The sequence below is a fragment of the Candidatus Krumholzibacteriia bacterium genome, assembly GCA_035268685.1.
Lineage (GTDB): Bacteria > Krumholzibacteriota > Krumholzibacteriia > JAJRXK01 > JAJRXK01 > JAJRXK01.
In genome coordinates this window covers 36,969-56,087 of sequence record DATFKK010000049.1, presented here as the reverse complement: position 1 = coordinate 56,087, position 19,119 = coordinate 36,969, and the positions used below count along the sequence as shown (strand labels likewise).

15 protein-coding genes are annotated in these 19,119 nt (G+C 68.7%); 6 read left to right on the top strand and 9 right to left on the bottom strand.

Annotated elements, in window-relative coordinates:
• Positions 1-283 (top strand): HNH endonuclease signature motif containing protein (locus VKA86_05460; protein HKK70645.1); only part of this gene is annotated, 283 nt, incomplete at its 5' end.
• Positions 284-556: 273 nt separating this feature from the next.
• Entirely contained in the window at positions 557-1,696 is a 1,140-nt protein-coding gene (locus VKA86_05455; GenBank protein ID HKK70644.1) for a VWA domain-containing protein, read from the top strand.
• A gap of 68 nt (positions 1,697-1,764) precedes the next feature.
• Here the strand turns inward: VKA86_05455 and VKA86_05450 are convergent, their stop codons facing one another.
• The gene (locus tag VKA86_05450; GenBank protein HKK70643.1) at positions 1,765-2,643 is read right to left on the bottom strand and encodes a 5'-3' exonuclease H3TH domain-containing protein; all 879 of its coding nucleotides are present in this window, start codon (positions 2,641-2,643) and stop codon (positions 1,765-1,767) included.
• Positions 2,640-3,848 carry an O-antigen ligase family protein gene (locus VKA86_05445; protein ID HKK70642.1) on the bottom strand — a complete coding sequence of 403 codons (1,209 nt, stop codon included), beginning with the start codon at positions 3,846-3,848 and terminating at the stop codon, positions 2,640-2,642. The genes VKA86_05450 and VKA86_05445 overlap by 4 nt, the downstream gene beginning before the upstream one ends.
• Positions 3,849-4,086: 238 nt before the next feature.
• Between VKA86_05445 and VKA86_05440 the strand changes: the two genes are divergently transcribed.
• Positions 4,087-5,076, top strand: coding sequence for a PPC domain-containing protein (locus VKA86_05440; protein HKK70641.1), 990 nt, complete (start codon positions 4,087-4,089; stop codon positions 5,074-5,076).
• Positions 5,077-5,173: 97 nt separating this feature from the next.
• Here the strand turns inward: VKA86_05440 and VKA86_05435 are convergent, their stop codons facing one another.
• Positions 5,174-6,898, bottom strand: coding sequence for a M14 family zinc carboxypeptidase (locus VKA86_05435; protein ID HKK70640.1), 1,725 nt, complete (start codon positions 6,896-6,898; stop codon positions 5,174-5,176).
• Positions 6,899-7,144: 246 nt separating this feature from the next.
• Between VKA86_05435 and VKA86_05430 the strand changes: the two genes are divergently transcribed.
• Positions 7,145-10,696: a proprotein convertase P-domain-containing protein gene (locus VKA86_05430; protein ID HKK70639.1), complete on the top strand. Its 3,552-nt coding sequence runs from the start codon at positions 7,145-7,147 to the stop codon at positions 10,694-10,696.
• A gap of 163 nt (positions 10,697-10,859) precedes the next feature.
• Here the strand turns inward: VKA86_05430 and VKA86_05425 are convergent, their stop codons facing one another.
• The 5 genes from VKA86_05425 to VKA86_05405 form a co-directional block, all read right to left on the bottom strand.
• Positions 10,860-11,429: a hypothetical protein gene (locus VKA86_05425; protein HKK70638.1), complete on the bottom strand. Its 570-nt coding sequence runs from the start codon at positions 11,427-11,429 to the stop codon at positions 10,860-10,862.
• A 66-nt stretch (positions 11,430-11,495) separates the two neighbouring features.
• On the bottom strand, positions 11,496-12,191 hold the full coding sequence (locus VKA86_05420; GenBank protein ID HKK70637.1) for a spermidine synthase: 696 nt from the start codon (positions 12,189-12,191) through the stop codon (positions 11,496-11,498).
• 141 nt (positions 12,192-12,332) lie between these two features.
• Complete coding sequence (locus tag VKA86_05415) at positions 12,333-13,379, bottom strand: iron-containing alcohol dehydrogenase family protein (protein ID HKK70636.1); 1,047 nt, start codon at positions 13,377-13,379, stop codon at positions 12,333-12,335.
• Complete coding sequence (locus VKA86_05410; protein ID HKK70635.1) at positions 13,376-14,023, bottom strand: HAD-IB family phosphatase; 648 nt, start codon at positions 14,021-14,023, stop codon at positions 13,376-13,378. The genes VKA86_05415 and VKA86_05410 overlap by 4 nt, the downstream gene beginning before the upstream one ends.
• A 117-nt stretch (positions 14,024-14,140) precedes the next feature.
• Positions 14,141-15,070: an aldo/keto reductase gene (locus VKA86_05405; protein HKK70634.1), complete on the bottom strand. Its 930-nt coding sequence runs from the start codon at positions 15,068-15,070 to the stop codon at positions 14,141-14,143.
• A 197-nt stretch (positions 15,071-15,267) separates the two neighbouring features.
• On the opposite strand from VKA86_05405, the gene VKA86_05400 reads away from it, so the two are divergent.
• Both VKA86_05400 and VKA86_05395 read left to right on the top strand, forming a co-directional pair.
• Complete coding sequence (locus VKA86_05400; GenBank protein HKK70633.1) at positions 15,268-16,278, top strand: D-alanine--D-alanine ligase; 1,011 nt, start codon at positions 15,268-15,270, stop codon at positions 16,276-16,278.
• A gap of 61 nt (positions 16,279-16,339) precedes the next feature.
• A complete protein-coding gene (locus VKA86_05395) occupies positions 16,340-17,929 on the top strand; it encodes a sodium:solute symporter (protein HKK70632.1) in 1,590 nt (529 codons plus the stop codon).
• Here VKA86_05395 and VKA86_05390 read toward each other — a convergent pair whose 3' ends face one another.
• Positions 17,930-19,063, bottom strand: a complete 1,134-nt coding sequence (locus VKA86_05390) for a mechanosensitive ion channel family protein (GenBank protein ID HKK70631.1) — start codon at positions 19,061-19,063, stop codon at positions 17,930-17,932.
• Positions 19,064-19,119: the final 56 nt, after the last annotated feature.

Here is a 19,119-nt window from a genome sequence, read left to right as displayed (position 1 = left end):
ACCCCGTCCTCGCTCGCGCCACGTGCCGGCCGCCACGCGCGCCGCGGTCTTCGAGCGCGACGGGCATCGCTGCAGCTACGTCGCCGGCGACGGCACGCGGTGTGCGGCCACGCGCGATCTGCAGATCGACCACGTCCGGCCCTTCGCGTTGGGTGGGTCGCACAAGGCGAAGAACCTCCGGGTGCTCTGTGCGCGGCACAACCGGCGGGTGGGCGAGCTCATCTTCGGGACGCGTCCGCGGGGGACGCCACAGTTCACCCGGGACCGACCGTGCCGGACCTGAACGACCGAACGAAGGGGGTCGGCACGGCCGAGGCCGGGCGGGAATCGGCAGAACCACCGCCGCCGTGGTGGCGCGCACTGCTGGCGTCCGTTCACGCGGCGGTGCGGGCGCTTGCCACGCTGGCCGCGCTGTGGTAATCCCGCCCTCGAACCGAAGCGCGCGGGACCGTTCCCCGGGCCCCGCCCAAGACCACGGTGCGTCGTGCGAAACGGCACTGCCGTGGTATCGAACCCTGACGACCCGCCAGACCACCCCGCAGTGAGGATGCGCATCATGCAGTGCTTTGCGTCCGCGTGCCGTCGTGCGCGCGTGGGTGGCGGCCTGGTGCTGGTCGCCACCGCTCTGGTTCTCTCCGGTTGCGGGAAGGACGAAGACGGCTCACCGACCGCCCCGGTGGATCCTGCCGCTCAGGTCGTGATCGAGGAGTTCGGCGATCCACAGATCCAGTTCGATCCGACGGTCGGAACGACCACGCTGGTCGTGCAGTTCGTCGCGCGCGACGGAAACCGTGAACCGCTCCGCGACGACGACCTCGAGATCGAGTTGCAGATCGACGGGCGGCCGATCGACGTCGAGGGTCTGCTCGACGAGGATTCCGAGGCGCTCGCCTCGAACCTCCACCTGACCCTCGTGCTCGATGCCAGCTACTCGATGCTGCAGCACTCCCCGTCCGCCTTCTCTCCGATGCTCGGATCGGCGCGGCGGACCACGGCCGAGGGCAAGTCGCTGTACGTGGAACGGCCGGGATCCTTCGACTGGGAACTGGTGTGGTTCAACGACCGCATCTTCCGCCCGCTCGAGACCGCCACCGACTCCGACTGGCTGGAAACGGACATCGAACGCATTCCCGCGCCCGAGCCCGGTGGCTTCACCAAGCTGTACGCCGCGGTGGAGTCGGCGGTCGAGAGCAGTGCGGCCCACGCGGCCGCCGCGGGTGCCTCGTCGCGCGATCAGCACCTGGTCGTGGTGTTCTCCGACGGTGCCGACAACTACAGCTGGTTCGACAACTCCGATCTGAGCGGAACGGGATCGATCGGCACGCAGCGCTCCTACGAGTGGGCGGGCGCGCCACCCGTGGGCAAGGCCGACGTCGAGGCACTGCTCGAGCAACACTCCGAGATCCAGTTGCACGTCATGGGTCTGGGCTCGGAAGTCAACGACTCCGAACTCACGGCCCTCGCGCGGCAGGGCCGCGGCCGCTATTTCAAGAACGTCGATGCCTCGAACGTCGACGTGCTGTTCGAGCAGGTCACCCAGGAGTTCACGTCGGTCCAGACGCGGGGGGCCACGATCCCACTGCCGCCGGGTGAGTACGTGTTCCGTGTCGAGGCGCGCCGCACCGATACCGGCGCCGAAGGCGTCCACGAGTTCCGCTTCCGCGGCGGTCAGATCGACGCGCGGGTCCTGGACTGACGCACGATACAGGCAGGCGCCCGCCCGGGCCCTTCCGGACCATCGCCCGGCCGGCCCGTTGCCCGCCCCTAGTCCTCGAGCCACCGCACCCGGTCGGCGAGCCCACCCAGGCTCCACCGTGCAGTGAACTCGACCAGCGCATCGGGGTCGGCGCCCTCCCAGCGGAGGTCGTCGACCTCGAGCCCCAGCGGCACGTCGCGGCGCACGGTGGCCAGCTCGCGGCTCCGCTCGGCGTCGGCGCGGAAGTCCTCGAGCTTACGCCGCAGACTGCGCGCCCCGCGCACGGGCAGGGTCTCGACCTCGTCCAGCGAAGCGTAGATCGCCTCGAGCGAGTCGAAGTGCCCGAGCAGCGCAGACGCGGCCTTCGGTCCCACGCCGCGCACGCCGGGGATGTTGTCACTGCTGTCGCCCATGAGGGCGAGCAGATCGACCAATTGATCCGCACGCACACCCATGCGAGCGGGAAGGTCCTCGGCCCCGAACTCGATGGCCCTGGCCAGGTCGAACAACCGCACGCCAGGTTCGAGCAGCTGGCCCAGGTCCTTGTCGCCGGAGACCAGGACGACGTCGAGCGCCGACTCGCGACTGATGGTCGTGAGCGTCGCCAGGACGTCGTCGGCCTCGAAGTCGGGAACACCGATCGTGGCCAGCCCCATGGCTTCGGTCAGCTGCTGGGCCAGGGCGAACTGGGGAACCAGATCCTCGGGCGGGTCCCCACGATTGGCCTTGTACGCGGGATCGATGCGGTGCCGGAAGGTGTAACGACCGGCGTCGAAGGCCACCGCCACGTGCGAGGGATCCCGGTCGCGCAGCAGACGCGCCAGGGCGTTGCCCAGACCCAGTACCGCGTTCACCGGGGTGCCATCGGCCGCGTGCACCGGCCGCACCGAGTAGTAGCCACGGAACAAATAGGCCGTCCCGTCGATCAGGCAGGCGTGCTCGTTCACGTGCGTTCGTCTCCGTCGAGAGGAGCGGCCCCCAGACCGATGATCGCCATGACCATCAGCAGGGGCTCGGCATCACCGAAGTACCACTCCGTGAACCCGGCCACGAAGAAGGCCACGACGGCTCCGAGGGCACCCAGACTCCAGCCGGAGGCCCACACGAGTCCGACCCGCTGCGCCGACCGCCACCGCGACCACGGGGCCCACAACTGGGCCGCGAACAACGCCAGGAAGAACGCCAGGCCGGGCAGGCCCCAGATCACGGCGACCTGCACCAGGTTGTTGTGCATGTGCCCGTGGAGCCTCTGGGGTTCGGGATCGTAGTAGGGTTCGGAGAGTTCGCCCAGCGAGACGTCGCCGACCCCTGTCCAGGGGTGCTCGGCGATCATCCGCAGGCCGGCCCGCCACATGTCGAACCGCGCCTGGGCGTTGCGACCCTCGATCAGCGTTTCCGGGGCGATCCGCTGCCAGAGACGCTCGGGGACGAAGTGCTCACCGGTGGTCAGCACGAGCACGACGGCCGCCGCTCCCGCGACGACCCACCACCAACCGCGACGCGGACACGCCACGACCGCGACGACGGCGCTCCCGACCAGGAGTCCCGCGAGCGCGCTCCGGGTCATGGTCTGCAGCAGACCCAGGATCACGACGACCACCGCCGCTCCGACGAGCCACTGCCTCCAGCCTCTCGACACGACGACGAAGGCCACCCCCACCACCGCCGCGATCATCAACAACGCGGCGCTGGTCATGGCGTTCGACACGAACACGGCCCGGGTGACGAACAGGGTGCCGTGCTCGGTCCACATCCAACCGGTGCCGGCGACCGCCACGGCGACCGCTCCCCCGAGCAGCGCGCACGCCGCCCACTGCCGACGACGCTCGCCCACCACGACCTGGGCCACCACCCACATGGCGGTGAACAGGTAGAAGCGCCGGTACGAGACGACCGACCGGACGGGCTCTTCGGACAGCGGGATCATCGTCAGTGCCCAGACGGCCAGAGCGAGGGACGCGAACTCCACCCCCAGGCGCGGAGGCCGTACACCACCGACCCACCACCGCCCGAGGAACACGGCGAGCGCCACCCCGAGCGCGAACTGCCCGACCGCGACCGAGGCGTTCACGGCGGCGAGCAGGATCAGGACGACCCCGAACTGTGTCCGCTCCGCCATCGTGTCCGACACCGAGCCCTGTACACGAACCATGAGACACACCCGGCAGAAGTGAAAGAACTTCGTAAAGCAACGCGCTTGGAATGGCCACGCGAAATCGTTAGGATCGATCGGGCCCAACGAGGACTCCAGCGACTGTATGGCACGACACCTTCGTCACGCACCGAAGCAGGCCAGTCGCCGTGTCCGGATCGATCCGCTCTCGCCCCCCTTCGATCGATCCGGAGTCTCGCCCCTGGAGTCCTCACGTCCGAACACTTCCGGAGACAACATGAATCCATTTGTGAGACGACTGCTGATCAGCACGTGCGTCCTGGCCGTTGCGGCGCCCGCAATGGCCGTTTCGAGCGAGGACGACAAGATCGACGTCAACAAGACCATCCGGTCGCTGGACGTCAGCCCGATCGCGGGCACGGCGGCCACGGTCTTCGAGACCGAGCCGAACGACGACTGCTCCCAGCCGGACCCGGCCGATCTCTTCGTCGACGACGTCGCGGCCAGCATCGACGTCGCGGGCGACGAGGACTGGTTCGTCTTCGAGGGCATGGCGGGTGACTGCGTCACCTTCGCCACGGACTCGCGCGAACTCAGCACGACCGACACCCAGCTCTACATCTACGACACCGCCGGTTGCACCGATCCCACGGCCTTCCTCGAGTTCGACGACGACGGCGGCCCCGGGCTGTTCTCGCTGATCTCGGACTTCGAGATCCCGGCCGACGGCACCTACTACCTCCGCGTGAAGCACTTCAGCTCGAGCGGCACCGGCGACTACGCGCTGTCCGCCAGCTCCAGTGTCTGCCCGGAGCCGCCGGCCAACGACACCTGTGATCGCGCCGAGCCGGTCGCCTGCAACTCGACCGTCACCGGCACCACCACGCTCGCCGCGAACGACATCGAGGACCTCGACGAGAGCTGCCTGGACTTCGGCGGCAACGGTCCCGACGTGTTCTACGAGGTCACCGTGGCCGACGGCGACCGCATCGACGTGATGCTCACGCCCACCGACTGGGATCCGGCTCTGTGGCTCGTCGCCGATTGCAACGACGAGAACAGCTGCCTGGCCGGCGTGGACGAGGGCTTCTTCAACGATCCCGAGACCGTGTCGTGGGTCAACGACACCGGCGCCGACCAGACGATCTACATCGTGCCCGACGGCTTCAACAGCGGAGCCTTCGGTGACTTCGAACTGATGATCACCTGTGACGCGGCCGTCGATGCCGAGCCTGCCAGCTGGGGTTCGGTGAAGTCGCGGTTCTAGTTCCCACGTAGCCGAACCGAGTGGAACGGAGCGAGGCGGACCCGGACGGGCCCGCCTCGTTCTTCGTGGGCTCGGTGCAGGAACTGCCCGGAGGGGGTCAGGGCACCAGCGTGACCCGCGCCGAACGGGTCGTTCCCGCCGCGGTCAGCCGCAGGTAGTAGACCCCCGCACCGACCGTGGCTCCGGTGTCGTCGTCGCCGTTCCAGACGGCCGCGTGCTCCCCGGCCGGCAACGAGGCGTCGACCAGTGTCCGCACCCGGCGACCGCGCGCGTCCAGCACCACCAGCGACGCCGGTCCCGGCTCGGCCAGACCGAACTCGATCTGCGTCCGCGGATTGAAGGGATTCGGCGCCACACGGTCGATGCTGGCCGCCACCCGCGTCGAGGGGGCCGCCGTCGACACCGGTGTCAGGGCCACGTCGAGTCGATTCTCGGCGCCCCAGCTGTTGAACACGCTGAAAAAGGTCCGCGGCTCGTAGCCGGCCGCGTCGACGCGCACCGTGTACGTGCCGTCGGCCAGCAACTTGTAGAAGTCGCCCCGCTCCGGGTCGGTCGAAACCGGCTTGTCGATGCCGTCGACGCTGATCACGGCGTCGACCGGTTCTCCGGTGATCGCGTTCGTCACCTCGCCGTGGATCCCCGCGCGGGCGCTCTCGACGAAGGCCAGCAGGCTCTCGCGGTTGTCGTCCCAGTAGTCGAGCAATGTGCTGCTGCTCGGCCACTTGGTGTTCGAGACCTCGAGGGTGAGGTCGATGCAATCGGTCTGGTCGTAGCTCCAGTCCTGCAACGAGCCGGTGATCACGTACCAGTCGGCACCGTTGGTGATCCCCTGGGAGAAGGCGCCGTTGTACATGGGCAGATTGCGGGTCGAGTACTCCAGACTCAACTCGATCAGGGCCGCGTCGTCGGGAGCCCGGGTGTAGGTGTAGTCCCACGGGTAGTTCACCACGAGCGCCCCGCCGTGGCCCATCAGACTGATCACGAACTGCTTCGACAGGCCGTATTGGATGAAGTCGGCGACCTCGGGTTGCTGCCCGGAATGCGTCCCCGCCGGCTCCGGGAAGTTCCGGTTCAGGTCCACCCAGTTGGCGTTGGTCCGGATCCCACGCACGTAGCCGTCGGGGTTGAACAACGGCTGGATGTGCAGTTCCGTACCCTCGACGATGGCGTCGAGCCGCGCCGAGCGGGGCTGCCCGTAGCTGGTCACCAGCTCATGGGCGAGGTTCAGCAGATTCACCATCTGTACGGTCTCGTCACCGTGGATACCCGAGGCCAGCCGGACCTCCGGCTCCGCCTCGTTCGAGTCGGGGTGGTCGCTGATCACCAGCCCCCACAACTCGCGGCCATCGACAGAACGACCCCACGTGTAGGCCCGTACGAGGTCGGGGTACTGTGCCTCGAGATCGGCGAAGAAGTCCCCGATCTCGCTGTGGGTCGGATAGGTCTGCAACGGGAACGAGAGCACGCGCTTCGCGGCGCCCGCGCGTGACGCCCAGACTCGCTCGGCCTCGGTCCGCCCGGCGCGTTCGCGGTCCTCCACGCGCACGGGCTCGAAACCGGCCTCGCGCAGCCGCTCGAACTCGGTCTCGGTGACGCGCAGACGCACGGTGTCGCCCACGGGTCGATCGAATGCGAGTGGGGAACGACCGGGAACGAGCGCTTCGATGCGCTCGACATCGGCCTGGCCGTCGACCTCGATCCGGACCGGTGCATCGTTCCACACGCGCGGGATCAGATCGGCCTCGGTCGCGGCCACGGCAGGCCGTGGCACGAGGAAGACGACGAAGAACAGGTGAACAGCAGCGGCGCGAACAAAGGACACGGGCTCTCCTCGGTGCGTGCGAAGGATGCGGCCGGTTCCGGGAGCGTACCAGAGCGACTCGCCGGCCGACCAGCCCCGATGGACTCACGTCTTCACAACAAGACCCGGTTCGCGCTACGCTGACGGGTAATTCTCGCGCCCACAGCCGGTCGTGACCCGGCCCTCTCGCCGGCTCGACGGCGCACCCATCGCAGGTCCTCCCACGCATACGGACCTTCTCTCGCCCGAACCCCAGGTACGGATTCCATGCATCATTGCCAACGACGGCGGCCGTGGCGATCCACGGTCTACGCATCGACCCTGCTCCCCCTGCTCGTCCTGACCCTGTTCAGCACCGACGCCCTCGCCCGGCGCGGTGAAGCCCCCTTCACGCCCCCCGGCTCGGGCCTGCCCGGGGCACCGGCGCTGCGCGTCGACACCCCCGACGTCGGCCTGCTCGAGTCCGAGGACCAGGCCCGTTACGAATCCGGCGAGAAGACCTTCCGCTACGCCGAGCCGATCCCGGTGTTCTCGAGCCCGGGCAGCGACGGCATGTGGGAGACCCTTCCCGACGGCACGCGGATGTGGCGGATGTCCGTGGTCGGCAAGGACGCCACCGACATCAACCTGGGCTTCGAGAAGTACCAGCTGCCCTACGGAGCCAAGCTGTGGGTGATCAGCGCCGACCATGACTACTACGAGGGCCCCTACACCCACGAGGACAACTCCGACCACGGTCAGCTGTGGGTCCCCGTGGTGCCGGGCGACGCGGTCGTGGTCGAGCTGCAGGTCCCCGCGCAGACCAAGTTCGAGCCGCGTCTCGAGCTGACGCACGTCGGCTACGGCTACACCGACATGTTCGGCCTGTACCCCGACAAGCAGGGCGCGTGCAACAACGACGTGATCTGCCCCGAGGGCGATCCCTGGCGCGACCAGATCCAGTCGGTGGCCACCTACTCGCTCGGTGGTTCGACGATCTGCACCGGCCAGATGGTCACCGACGCCGAGGGCACGTTCCGCCCCTTCTTCCTGACCGCCTACCACTGCGGCGTGAGTTCGTCGAACGCCGCGTCGATGACCGTCTACTGGAACTTCGAGTCGCCCTCTTGCGGCCTGCTGAGCGGCGGCTCGCTCGACCAGAACCAGACCGGCGCGGTCTTCCGCGCGCGGCGTCAGGACGTCGACATGGCGCTCGTCGAGCTCGACGAACTGCCGCAGCCCGAGTTCAATGTCTTCTACTCGGGCTGGGACCGCTCCGGCGTTCCCGCGCAGGGCTCGGTGGCCATCCACCACCCCGGCACCGACGAGAAGGCGATCAGCTTCAACGACGATCCTCTGACCATCCAGACCAGCTGCATCGGTGGCTTCACCCCCGACACGCACTGGCGCGTGGACAACTGGGAGGACGGCACCACCGAGCCCGGTTCGTCGGGTTCGGGGATCTGGGATCCCGCCAACCAGCTGCTCGTGGGCTTCCTGTCGGGCGGTCTGGCTGCCTGCGGCAACCAGGAGTACGACTGCTACGGTCGCTTCGACGTCGCGTGGGACGGGGCCTCGGCCTCGGAGCGCCTGCGCGACTGGCTCGACCCGAACGGCGTGGGCGGTGAGCAGGTCCAGGGATCGTTCATCTCGAACGACGGGATCCTGCAGCTCAGCAACTTCACCGCGGTCGAGGACTGCAACGGGACCAGCGACGGCATCGTCGCCCCCGGCGAGACCGTGACCATCGACCTGACCGTGGTCGCCCGCTTCGGCGACGTGACCGGCATGTCGGGCGAGCTCACCTCGAGCACGCCGGGCGTGACCATCACCCAGGCCGCCTCCACGTTCCCCGACGCGCTGAAGGACCAGCTGTCGTCGAACGTCGAGTCCTTCGTCGCCACCATCGACCCGAGCGTCGCGTGCTTCAGCGAGGTCGACTTCCTGGCCACGATCAGTGACGACCAGGGCAACGTCTTCGACTTCCCGATCAACCTGCCGGTGGGCAACCTGCAGGAGCCGGCCGGTCTGCCGCTGGCCATTCCCGACGGATCGCCCGCGGGGATCAGCAGCGACTTCACCGTGGGTGAGGACGTCACGCTGACCGACGTCGACGTGAACGTGCAGATCGAGCACACCTGGGTCGGTGACCTGATCATCCAGCTGCAGAGCCCGTCCGGGACCACGGTCACGCTGCTCGACCGTCCGGGCGAGCCGGCCAGCGGCTTCGGCTGCAGCGACAACAACATGAACGTGACCTTCGACGACAGCTCGCTGCAGCAGCTCGAGAACCTGTGCAGTGGTTCGACCCCCTGGTTCAGCGGCACGGCGGCTCCGGCCTCGCCACTCTCGGCCTTCAATGGCGAGTCGAGCCAGGGAACGTGGTCGCTGTTCGTGTCGGACAACGCCGGCGCGGACACCGGCTCGATCGTGAGCTGGGAGCTGATCGCCACACCCGCGCTGTCGCAGGGTGTGTGCGAGCCGTGCGCGGCCGGCCCGTCGATCGCCACCGTGGGCACGCAGGCTCCCGGTCAGGTTTCGATCATGGTCGCGCCCGACGGCAGCGGTGACCGCCTGGACGCGGCGCAGCTGTGGAGCGGTGTCACGGGCGAGTCCCCGACCACCGTCGACGCGACCATCACCGTGGACGTCGCCGACGCCGCGGGCGATCCGGTCGTGGGCTACCCCGCCGTGAACCTCACGCTGGGTTCGAGCGCGGGCAGCCTGATCGCGTGCGATCCGCAGACTGCCGACGCCGACACCGACGTCAACGGTCGCAGCACCTTCGGCGGCGCTCTGCGCGCCGGGGGCGGCTCGGCCAGTGGCGAGGGCCTCGTGGTGGACGGCATCGATCTGCAGACCCAGTACGCCGCCGGCGGCACCGGTCTGGACATCCTGTTCAACAGTCCCGACCTCACCGGTGACGGGCTGGTCGACCTGGTCGACGTGGGCGACTTCGCCGCTCTGCTGAGCGGCGGCTACAGCTACGCGGTCGACTACGTATGGGACGGTCAGAACAACATCGCCGATGTCGGCCGCTTCGCCGAGACCTTCGGAGCCGGCTGCATCGCCGTGACCCGCGAAGCGCAGGTGGCCACGGCCGACGCCCGCATGAGCGTGGAGTTCGCCGACGGCACCCGCTCCCGCGCGCTCGAGCCGGGCCAGGAGATCGACGCCTACGTCGTGCTCCGGGGCCAGGACGTCCGTCGCGGGATCACGGCGTGGGAGGCCACGCTCGAAACCTCGGACAACGTCCGCGTGGTGTCGGTCGAGGCGAGCAACGGCAGCCTGGACCTGAGCGAGGGCTCTGGCCTGGTCGTCGGCGCCGGTGCGGCCGAGCTGAAGTCGGACGACGGCTCCGTCGTGCTGGCCCGCGTGCGGCTGGCCGTGACCGACGCCATGCCGGCCTCGATCGAACTGGCCTCCGGACCCATCGCCGCGCGCGGTGAATCCGGACCGGGGATCGTGGTCGAGGGCGAGGGCTTGCGGACCGTCGATGCCGGGCAGGCCACCATGGCCATGCTCAACGGCGACCTCGACGCCGCGCCGGGCGTCGTGCGCACATTGTCGCTCGCCAACGCGCCGAACCCCTTCAACCCCGCCACCGAGATCTCACTGCGCCTGCCCGAGGGCGGCGAGGTCGAGCTGGCGATCTTCGACGTGAGCGGTCGTCGCGTGCGCAGCTTCGAGCTGGGCACCCTGACCGCCGGCGAGCACAGCCTGACCTGGCGCGGCGACGACCAGAACGGTCGCCCCGTCGTCAGCGGCGTGTACTACGCCCGGACCCTCGTCGACGGTGCGCCCGCCGGCCCGGCGTTGAAGATGAGTCTGTTGAAGTAGCGGCGCTGCGTCGTTCGTTCGTGGAGGCCCGGTCGCCGTTCGGTGGCCGGGCCTTCTTCGTTTCGAGGGGGCGGCGAATCGAGGGGACGAGGCGAGGCAAGGGCGAGTCCGGTCGTACCGCCCGCTTCCGCGGCGGAAGCGCTCGACTCCCGGCCGTGTCCGTTCACCGCATGATCGTGATCCCGAGCAGCCCGATCGGCCCTTCGCCCACCTCTTCACCGGCGGTGTCGACGTTGATCTCCTGACCGAGCGCCGCCGTCACCTCCGCCGTCCAGGCGCTCGACGACCCCACTTCCAGACCCAGGACCACGGTGGGCTGCACCACCACGATCTCCGTTCGTCCCTCGCGGGTATCGAGCGTCGACGTCGCGTCGTCCCGCCAGTCGATCTCCAACCACCACGTGTCGACCCGCGCTCCGGCTCGCCAGGACCAGCCCCAAGCCTCGAAGCGACGCAGCACCGCCACCCCTCCACCGGGTCCGTCGCCCGACTCGTCGTCGTGTTCACCCCAATCCCGGCGATCGGTCAGATTCCAGCCGAGTCGCAGCGCGAGGGCCCAGTCGTCCCGCACCGGCTGCTCCCACCGGATTCCCGGGACCAGACCCGCCGGATAGGCCTGCAGTTCCAGCCCGACGCGAGCAGAGCGGGACGACGGCTCGGCGTGCGCGGGGTCGGCGGCCAGCGTCGACGCCGTGAGCAGAAGAATCGCGAGTCCCGAGCAGAGTGTGACCATGTCGTGATCGCCGGAGGGGGAGTGATCTGCGGCAGCGCTCCACCGACCCTACCCGATCCGCGGACTTCAGTGGGCCACGACGACCGTATCGCTCTGATCCTCGTGGAACATCGGATGGTGGTAGCGGATCTCGTGCTCCTCGACCACCTCGAAGCAGCCGTCGAGCCGCTCCAGCAGCTCGCGGGGCGGCGACTCCGCCGACCACAACCCGAAGACCCCGCCGGGGTTCAGGTGGGCAACGAGACCCTGCAACCCTTCCGCGGAATAGAAGGACTGGTGCGACTCCTGCAGCCAGGACACCGGCGAGTGATCGATGTCCAGAAGGATCAGGTCGTAGCGCCGCGCCGGTTCGACGGAGGCCATGCGCCGGAAGAAATCGTCGTGGATCAGGTGGCAACGAGGGTCGGTCATCAGGGTCTCGGCGTCGGGCACGAGACGCCGACGGTGCCAGTCGATCACCGGCTCCAGGTACTCCACGACGTCCACGCGCCGAACGCGCTCGTGCCGCAGGACGGCGGCGGCGGTGCACCCCAGTCCCAGCCCCCCGATCAGGACCTCACAGGAACCGTCACCCCACACGCCCAGGGGCAGGTCGGCCAGCGCCCGCTCGCTGTGGGTGACCACGCTGGACATCAAGAAGGCGTCGTCCAGCTTCACCTCGTAGACGGTCTGCCCGTTCAGCGACGGAGATCGTCTGCGGATCAGGACCAGATCGCCGAGGACCGTGGACCGGAAGTCGAGTTCCTCGAAACGGGCGGACATCGGTGGTTCCAGCGGTGCGAGGGGGAGGTCGACGGTCCGGAAGCTCCGGAGGATGACGCAGACCGCCCCCGAGTCGGTACCACGGCGGGCAGGGGCCGAGCAAGCGCGTCGATCCATGCTGGCGCCCGGCGAGACCCCGGATCACACCACGCACCCCTCCAGACGCTCGTCGGAATCGAGCATCCGCGCCACCTCGGCCGGTGCGTCGACCTGGTCGAGGATCGTGTGATAGCCGGGCTTGATCGAGGGCGCCCGGCGCACCGCTTCGAGCCAGGTCTCACGATCGAAGGGACGGGACCGCACGGTGTCCCAGAAACCGGTGCGGTCCAGGACCGTCGCGATCCGGTCGGTTCCCTGGCCCTGGAGACGGCTGACCATGTAGGTGGCCACGCCCACCTGGATGCCGTGCAGGTGCTGCCCCGGGGTGAGCTCGTCCAGCGCGTGGCTGATCAGGTGTTCACTCCCGCTGGCCGGTCGCGACGACCCGCAGATCTCCATGGCGATGCCGTTGAGCATGAGCGCGGTCGCGAGCAGTCGCATGCCTTCGTCGTCGCGGGTCGGACTCGCGGTGAACTGGTGGACGGTGGCGTCGGAGAGCAGCGCGGCGAGATCGTTGACGGGCGTGCCGACCGCGTGGAAGGCCAGCTTCCAGTCGTGGACCGCCGTGATCTTCGAGACCAGGTCGCCCACACCGGAATGCCACAGCGGCGTCGGAGCCTGCCCGCACACGGTGGTGTCGACGACCACGCCGTAGGGGAGCGCGCTGGGCAGCGACCGCCGCGCGCCCTCCACCGTGAGGCTAGCGCCCGGGCTCGAGAAGCCGTCGTTCGACAGCGACGTGGGCACGGCCACATAGGCTTTGCGCGCGAGGAACGCCACGTACTTCGCCACGTCGAGCGCGCGGCCGCCGCCGATGCCGACGACCGCGTCGCAGGCGGCCGGCAGCGCCGTGAACGCCGCCATGGCCGCGTCCATCGAGGCGGCGTCGACCTCCTCGTCGACCACGGGGTGCACGCCCGCTCCGTCCAAGGCGGCCCGCACCGTGGTCAGGATCTCCGGAATCATCCCGGCGCTGGTGAACACCGCTGGTGCGTGCCAGCCCGGCCGGTCGAGGTAGACGCCGAGGCGCTCCAGCGCACCCGGCTTGATGCGCACCAGCGTCGGGATCGAAATGCGACTCGTGATCATGTGGACAGGACCTCCTCGACCACCTCGGCCCATGATTCGAAGGGACGGACGGCCAGTCCCTCCTCCGCGGCGGCCACGGCAAGATCACCCCGCGCGAAGCGCAGCTCCGCCGGAACCAGGCGTGCCGCGGGAAGATCGGCCAGGCCGTCCCCCGCGAAGGCGACGGGAGCGCGCGTGGCCTGCACGTGGCGCACGACCGCGGCCTTGTCGATGCCCACCGATTCCGAGACGAAGGCACCGTCGGGGCGCTCGATCACGAGGCCCCGTCCCGGCTCGAAGTGCCCCGGATTGCTGTGGACCTCGACCTCCACGCCAGCGGCGCCGAGCAGTCGGTCGATGTACCAGCGGCACCCGGCCGAGACCACGACGACGTCCCAACCGGCGGTGTCGAGTCGTTCGACCAACCCACGCAGACGCGGCTGCAACCCGACCCGTGGCAGGAGGTCGAGCAGCGCCTGCTCGTCGTCGGCCCGCTCGAAGATCCGCTGCATGGCCTCGAGGTGGGTGATCTCGCCGGCGCGATACGCTTCGAACGGGTCCGGACCCGGAGGCGGCCCGAAGCGCTCCAGGACGAGTTCGTAGACGTCGCGCGACGTCATCGTGCCGTCGAAGTCGGTCACCAGCGCGGCGCGGGATGCGGTCACGATCGGATCTCCTCGTCGGCTCGGGAAACGGCCCTTTACGGCCCGATCACTTCCGCCGCGGAAGCCGCCGCCGAAGACTTCCGGCATCTCGACTGCCGCCGCGGAAGCACACTTCGACTACCGCATCCGTTCCCAGACGTCCACCATCCGCGCCTGCTGCGCCGCGTCCGGCAGCGGCCCGAAGCCCGCCCGCACGTTGTCGCGCGCGTGCTCGACCTTGCCGGTGCCGGGGATCACGCAGGTCACGCGCGGATCGCCCAGGACGAACTTCAAAAAGAACTGCGCCCACGTCCGCACGTCGAGCTCCTCGCACGCCCACTCCGGGACGTCGTGATCGCGCGTGTCACGGAAGGCCGCGCCGCCCTCGAAGGGGCGATTCACGATCACGGCGACGCCGCGGTCGGCGCACAGCGGGAAGAGATCACGGGCGGCCTTGCGCACCCCGAGCGAGTAGGCGCACTGCACGAAGTCGATGCCGTCCTCGGTGGCGATCACCTCGGCGAGCTGGTCGACGCCGCGGTCGGTGTAGTGGGTCAGCCCGACGTAGCGAACGCTGCCGTCGTCCTTCATCGAGCGCAGCGTACGCAGGTGCGTGGCCCAGTCGACCAGGTTGTGGATCTGCACCAGATCGAGCGCGCCACCGGCGTTCATCTTCTCGGCCGAGGCGTGGATCTGCCGCTCGCCCTCGTCGCGGCCTCGGGTCCAGACCTTGGTCGCGAGGAAGGCGTCGTCGCGGGCGAGGGCATCGCGGGAGAGCAGCTCGCCCACCACGCGCTCGGCCCGGCCGTACATCGGCGACGAATCGATCACGCGGCCGCCGTGTTCGAACAGCAGGCGCAACACCCCTGCGAGACGATCCATCGCGCCGTCGTCGCCGGGATCCACGTCGAAGGTCTGCCACGTGCCGAAGCCGACCACGGGCAGCTCTTCGCCCGTCGACGGAATGCGGCGTCGGAGCATGGACGTGGACGCGAACGCCGGGAACGGGACCAGGCTCGCCCCCAGGGCAGCGCCAGCAGTGAGGCGGAGGAAGTCTCTGCGGAGCATGGCGACCTCGGGGGACGAACTCACGAGAGTCGTCCCATCGTACATCTCTTCGTTCCCGATCGCAGCCGCTTCGCGACTCCGACCGCGCGTTCATTCCCTGCAAACCGCGTTCATTCCCTGCAAACCGCGCTCATTCCCTGGAAGCCGCGCTCATTCCATCATTGACGCACCACACACATGCCCCAAGTATGCGGCCCATGCGAGTCTGCTTGTTGACGACACAGGACCTCGACGCCGATCCCTTCCCCGAGGACGATTGGCCCTGCGATCCACGGCCCTTCCTCCCCGACGCCGAGTGGACGCTCACGGTGCTGGAGAGGGAGACGTCGGTCGAGCAGGTCACGCGTCGGATCGAAGAGGGCTTCGACCTCTTCTTCAACCTGTGCGACGGGGCCGAGGACGAGGACGACGTGCCGGGCATCGAGGTCGTGCAGACGCTCGAGGACGCCGGCGTCCCCTTCACCGGGGCAACGTCGGAGTTCTACGAACCCACCCGCGAACAGATGAAGGACGCCTGCCGGCGCGAAGGGATCGCGACTCCGCGTCACGTCTTCGCCGCGACCGAGGCCGACGTCGAGCGGGCGGCCGAGACGCTGCGCTTCCCGCTGTTCGTCAAGCACTACAGCAGCCACGCGAGCATCGACCTGAGCCGCGTGTCGCGCTGCGTGACGCCAGCCGGCCTCCGGCGACAGGCGCGCAAGATCATGTCGCGGCACGGGCGGGCGCTGATCGAAGAGTACGTCGAGGGGACCGAGTGCACCGTGCTCGTGGCCGAGAACCACCTCGACCCGGACGATCCGATCACCTACACGCCGATCCAGTACCGCTTCCCCGATGGCGAGCACTTCAAGCACGCCGACCTGAAGTGGGTGGACTTCGACGGGCTGTCCTCCTTCCCGGTCGAGGATCGGCGCCTGGCCGACGAGCTTCGCGAGATGTCGGCTCGCTTCTTCGCCGCTCTCGACGGCGCGAGCTTCGGGCGCTGCGACATCCGTGTGGACCGCGACGGGCGACCCTTCATGCTCGAGATCAACCCGAACTGCGGTGTGTACTACCCTCCTGACGAGCCGGGGAGTGCGGACATCTGTCTCGCACACGATCCGGCGGGGCACGCGGGATTCACGCGGCAGCTCGTCGAGGCGGCCTTCCGGCGGCACGAACTGGCCCGCGAGGCACGCCGGATTGCTCCCCTGTCGGCCACGGGCTGAGGTCGACCGGGCCGCGCGCCGGCCCCTTGGCGATCCCGGGGCTTCCTGCTAGAACGCCCCCATGGTCGCTCCCCACTTCTCCACGCTCGACCTGGTGATCATGGCCGCCTACGTGGCGGTCGTGGTCGGAAAGGGTCTGCTCCTCGCGCGCCGTCGCGAGGACACGGCCGAGGGCTACTTCCTGGCCGGCCGCACGCTGATCTGGCCGTTGGTCGGGATCAGTCTGTTCGCCTCGAACATCTCGTCGACCACCCTGGTCGGTCTGGCCGGCGACGCCTACGCGACCGGGATCTCGGTCTTCAACTACGAGTGGATGGCCGCACTGGTCCTGGGCTTCTACGCGGTGTTCATGCTGCCGACGGTCATTCGGTCCCGGGTGTTCACCATGCCCGAGTTCCTCGAGCGCCGCTACGACGGCCGCGTGCGCTCGATCTTCGCGGTGCTCACGTTGTTCCTGAACATCGTCGTCGACACGGCGGGGAGCCTGTACGCTGGTGCCGTCGTCCTCGGAATGGTCTTCCCCGAAGTCGAACTCTGGCAGTTCGTGGCGGCCCTGGCCGTGCTGGCCGGCCTGTACACCGCGGCCGCCGGCCTGACCGCGGTGATCTGGACCGACGCCCTGCAGGGCGTTCTGCTCATGGTCGGCTCGATCGTGATCTCGATCGTCGCCCTCGATCGTGCGGGGGGCTGGGACGCCGTGATGACCGCGGTGCCCGACGAGAAGCTCAGCCTGATCCGGCCCGCCGACGACCCCGCCATGCCCTGGCCGGGGCTGCTGCTCGGTGTGTCGTTGCTGGGCTTCTACTTCTGGTGCACGAACCAGTTCATGGCCCAGCGCGTGCTGGCCGCGCGCGACGCCGACCACGCGCGGTGGGGAAGCCTGTTCGCCGGACTGCTCAAGCTGCCGACGCTCTTCGTGATGGTCCTGCCGGGCACGGTGGCGATCCTGCTGTTCCCGGAGCTGAGCGACACGCCCGACCGCGTCTACCCCACGTTGATGTTCGAACTGCTGCCGTCGGGACTGCTCGGTCTGGTGTTCGCGGGCTTCGCGGCCGCGCTGATGTCGCAGATCGACTCGACGCTGAACTCGGCGTCGACGCTGGTGACCATGGACTTCGTCCGGCGTCGCCGACCCGACCTCACCGCGCACCAGCTCAAGCGCGTGGGCCAGGGCGTCACCCTGCTGTTCATGCTGCTCGCGGTCGCCTGGGCGCCGCAGATCGAGCGCTTTCCGTCGTTGTTCCGCTATCTGCAGGCCACGCTGGCCTACACCGTGCCACCGGTGGTCGCGCTCTTCCTGGTGGGCATGTTCTGGCGGCGCGCGAACGCCACCGGGGGCGTGGCGGCGCTGGTGGTCGGTCTGCTGGCCGGCGGGATCCTGTTCTGGTGGAACGTGATCGACCAGAGCCTGGGACTGCACTTCCTCTACGCCGCGCCTCTCTTGTTCGCGGTGTCGTCGATCGTGCTGGTCGTGGTCAGCCTCCGTACGCCCTCGCCCGACCCGGCGACGGTCGACGGTATCGTCTGGACGCGCGAGACCTGGAAACAGGACGCCGCCACCGCGCACACGCGGCCGTGGTGGGAGGACTATCGCGTGCAGGGAGCGGCGTTGCTGGTGGTGACGGCGGGTCTGGTGTTCTGGTTCCGCTGATCAGGATCCGTCGGAGAGTCCGCCGGCAGCCTCCGTCTCGGCGCCGACCTCCGATCGTCCATCCAGATGCACCGTGTACGTCGGATGCGCCAGGTGGATTCCGCGATCCTCGAGTTCGGTGAGGATGTGCAGATTGATCGCCTGCTGGATGTCCATGTACACGTTGTAGTCGTTCGTTCCGATGTAGTAGACGAACTCGTAGCGCAGCGCCGTGGGCAGTATGTCCTTGAGATGCGCGCGGTCGAAGGTGGTGTTCTCCTGCGCGTCGACCCCCTGCCTGGCGATCTCCGGAATCTCGCGGAGCTGGTCGGTGGGTGTGCCGTGCACCACGTCGATCGAGAAGGCCACGCGGCGGCGCTCCATGCGCTTGTAGTTGCGGATCCGACTCGCGAGCAGATCGGTGTTCCCGAAGATGATCTGCTCGCCGCCCAGACTGCTCACCCGCGTCGTCTTCAATCCGATCTTCTCGACCACGCCCAGGAAGTCGCCCACGATCACGAAGTCGCCGACCTCGAAGGGCCGGTCGAGGATGATCGACAACGATGCGAACAGATCACCCAGGACGTTCTGCGCAGCCAGCGCCACCGCAATGCCGCCGATGCCGAACCCGGCCACGAGGGCGGAGACGTTCACGCCGACGTTGTCGAGCGCGAGCAGCAGAACCGCCGACCAGACGATCAGCAGCCCCAGGAACTGGAGCACGGAGAACGACGTCCGCTGGGCCGGATCCTCAGCGGCACGGGCCGAGACCACGCGGTCGAGCCAGGTGCGGAGCATGGCACTGGCCCACAGTCCGACCTGTACGGCGATTCCGACCGTGACGACGATCGTCCAGACGCGATCGACGCCGCCGGAGAGCTGGAGCCAGGGGCGCGCCACGACCAGCCCGATCAGGATCAGGAACCAGTTACGTGTGGAATCGAGGAACGCGCGGCCCAGGAGGAACACGGACGAGAGCCGTGACTCGCGCTCCGAACCGACGGCTCGTCGCAGACTCCAGCGAACGAGACGTCCGAGGACCCACACCAACAGCACGCTGAGGATCGCGCCACACCAGGCCCAGGCGACGTTGCCCAGAACCTCGCCCTCGAGCCATGCCAGTTCCTGGATCCAGCCTTCGAATACCGTGTTCATACTTGATCACCCTAATCGATCGATCCGGGAATCGGGGCGGGGATGTTCGTGACGCG

Bases quoted from the DNA above. Each gene is read 5' to 3' on its own strand.
- VKA86_05455 (HKK70644.1), top strand. From the start codon at position 557: ATGCAGTGCTTTGCGTCCGCGTGCCGTCGTGCGCGCGTGGGTGGCGGC.
- VKA86_05445 (HKK70642.1), bottom strand. From the start codon at position 3,848: ATGGTTCGTGTACAGGGCTCGGTGTCGGACACGATGGCGGAGCGGACA.
- VKA86_05440 (HKK70641.1), top strand. From the start codon at position 4,087: ATGAATCCATTTGTGAGACGACTGCTGATCAGCACGTGCGTCCTGGCC.
- VKA86_05430 (HKK70639.1), top strand. From the start codon at position 7,145: ATGCATCATTGCCAACGACGGCGGCCGTGGCGATCCACGGTCTACGCA.
- VKA86_05425 (HKK70638.1), bottom strand. From the start codon at position 11,429: ATGGTCACACTCTGCTCGGGACTCGCGATTCTTCTGCTCACGGCGTCG.
- VKA86_05420 (HKK70637.1), bottom strand. From the start codon at position 12,191: ATGTCCGCCCGTTTCGAGGAACTCGACTTCCGGTCCACGGTCCTCGGC.
- VKA86_05415 (HKK70636.1), bottom strand. From the start codon at position 13,379: ATGATCACGAGTCGCATTTCGATCCCGACGCTGGTGCGCATCAAGCCG.
- VKA86_05405 (HKK70634.1), bottom strand. From the start codon at position 15,070: ATGCTCCGCAGAGACTTCCTCCGCCTCACTGCTGGCGCTGCCCTGGGG.
- VKA86_05400 (HKK70633.1), top strand. From the start codon at position 15,268: ATGCGAGTCTGCTTGTTGACGACACAGGACCTCGACGCCGATCCCTTC.
- VKA86_05395 (HKK70632.1), top strand. From the start codon at position 16,340: ATGGTCGCTCCCCACTTCTCCACGCTCGACCTGGTGATCATGGCCGCC.
- VKA86_05390 (HKK70631.1), bottom strand. From the start codon at position 19,063: ATGAACACGGTATTCGAAGGCTGGATCCAGGAACTGGCATGGCTCGAG.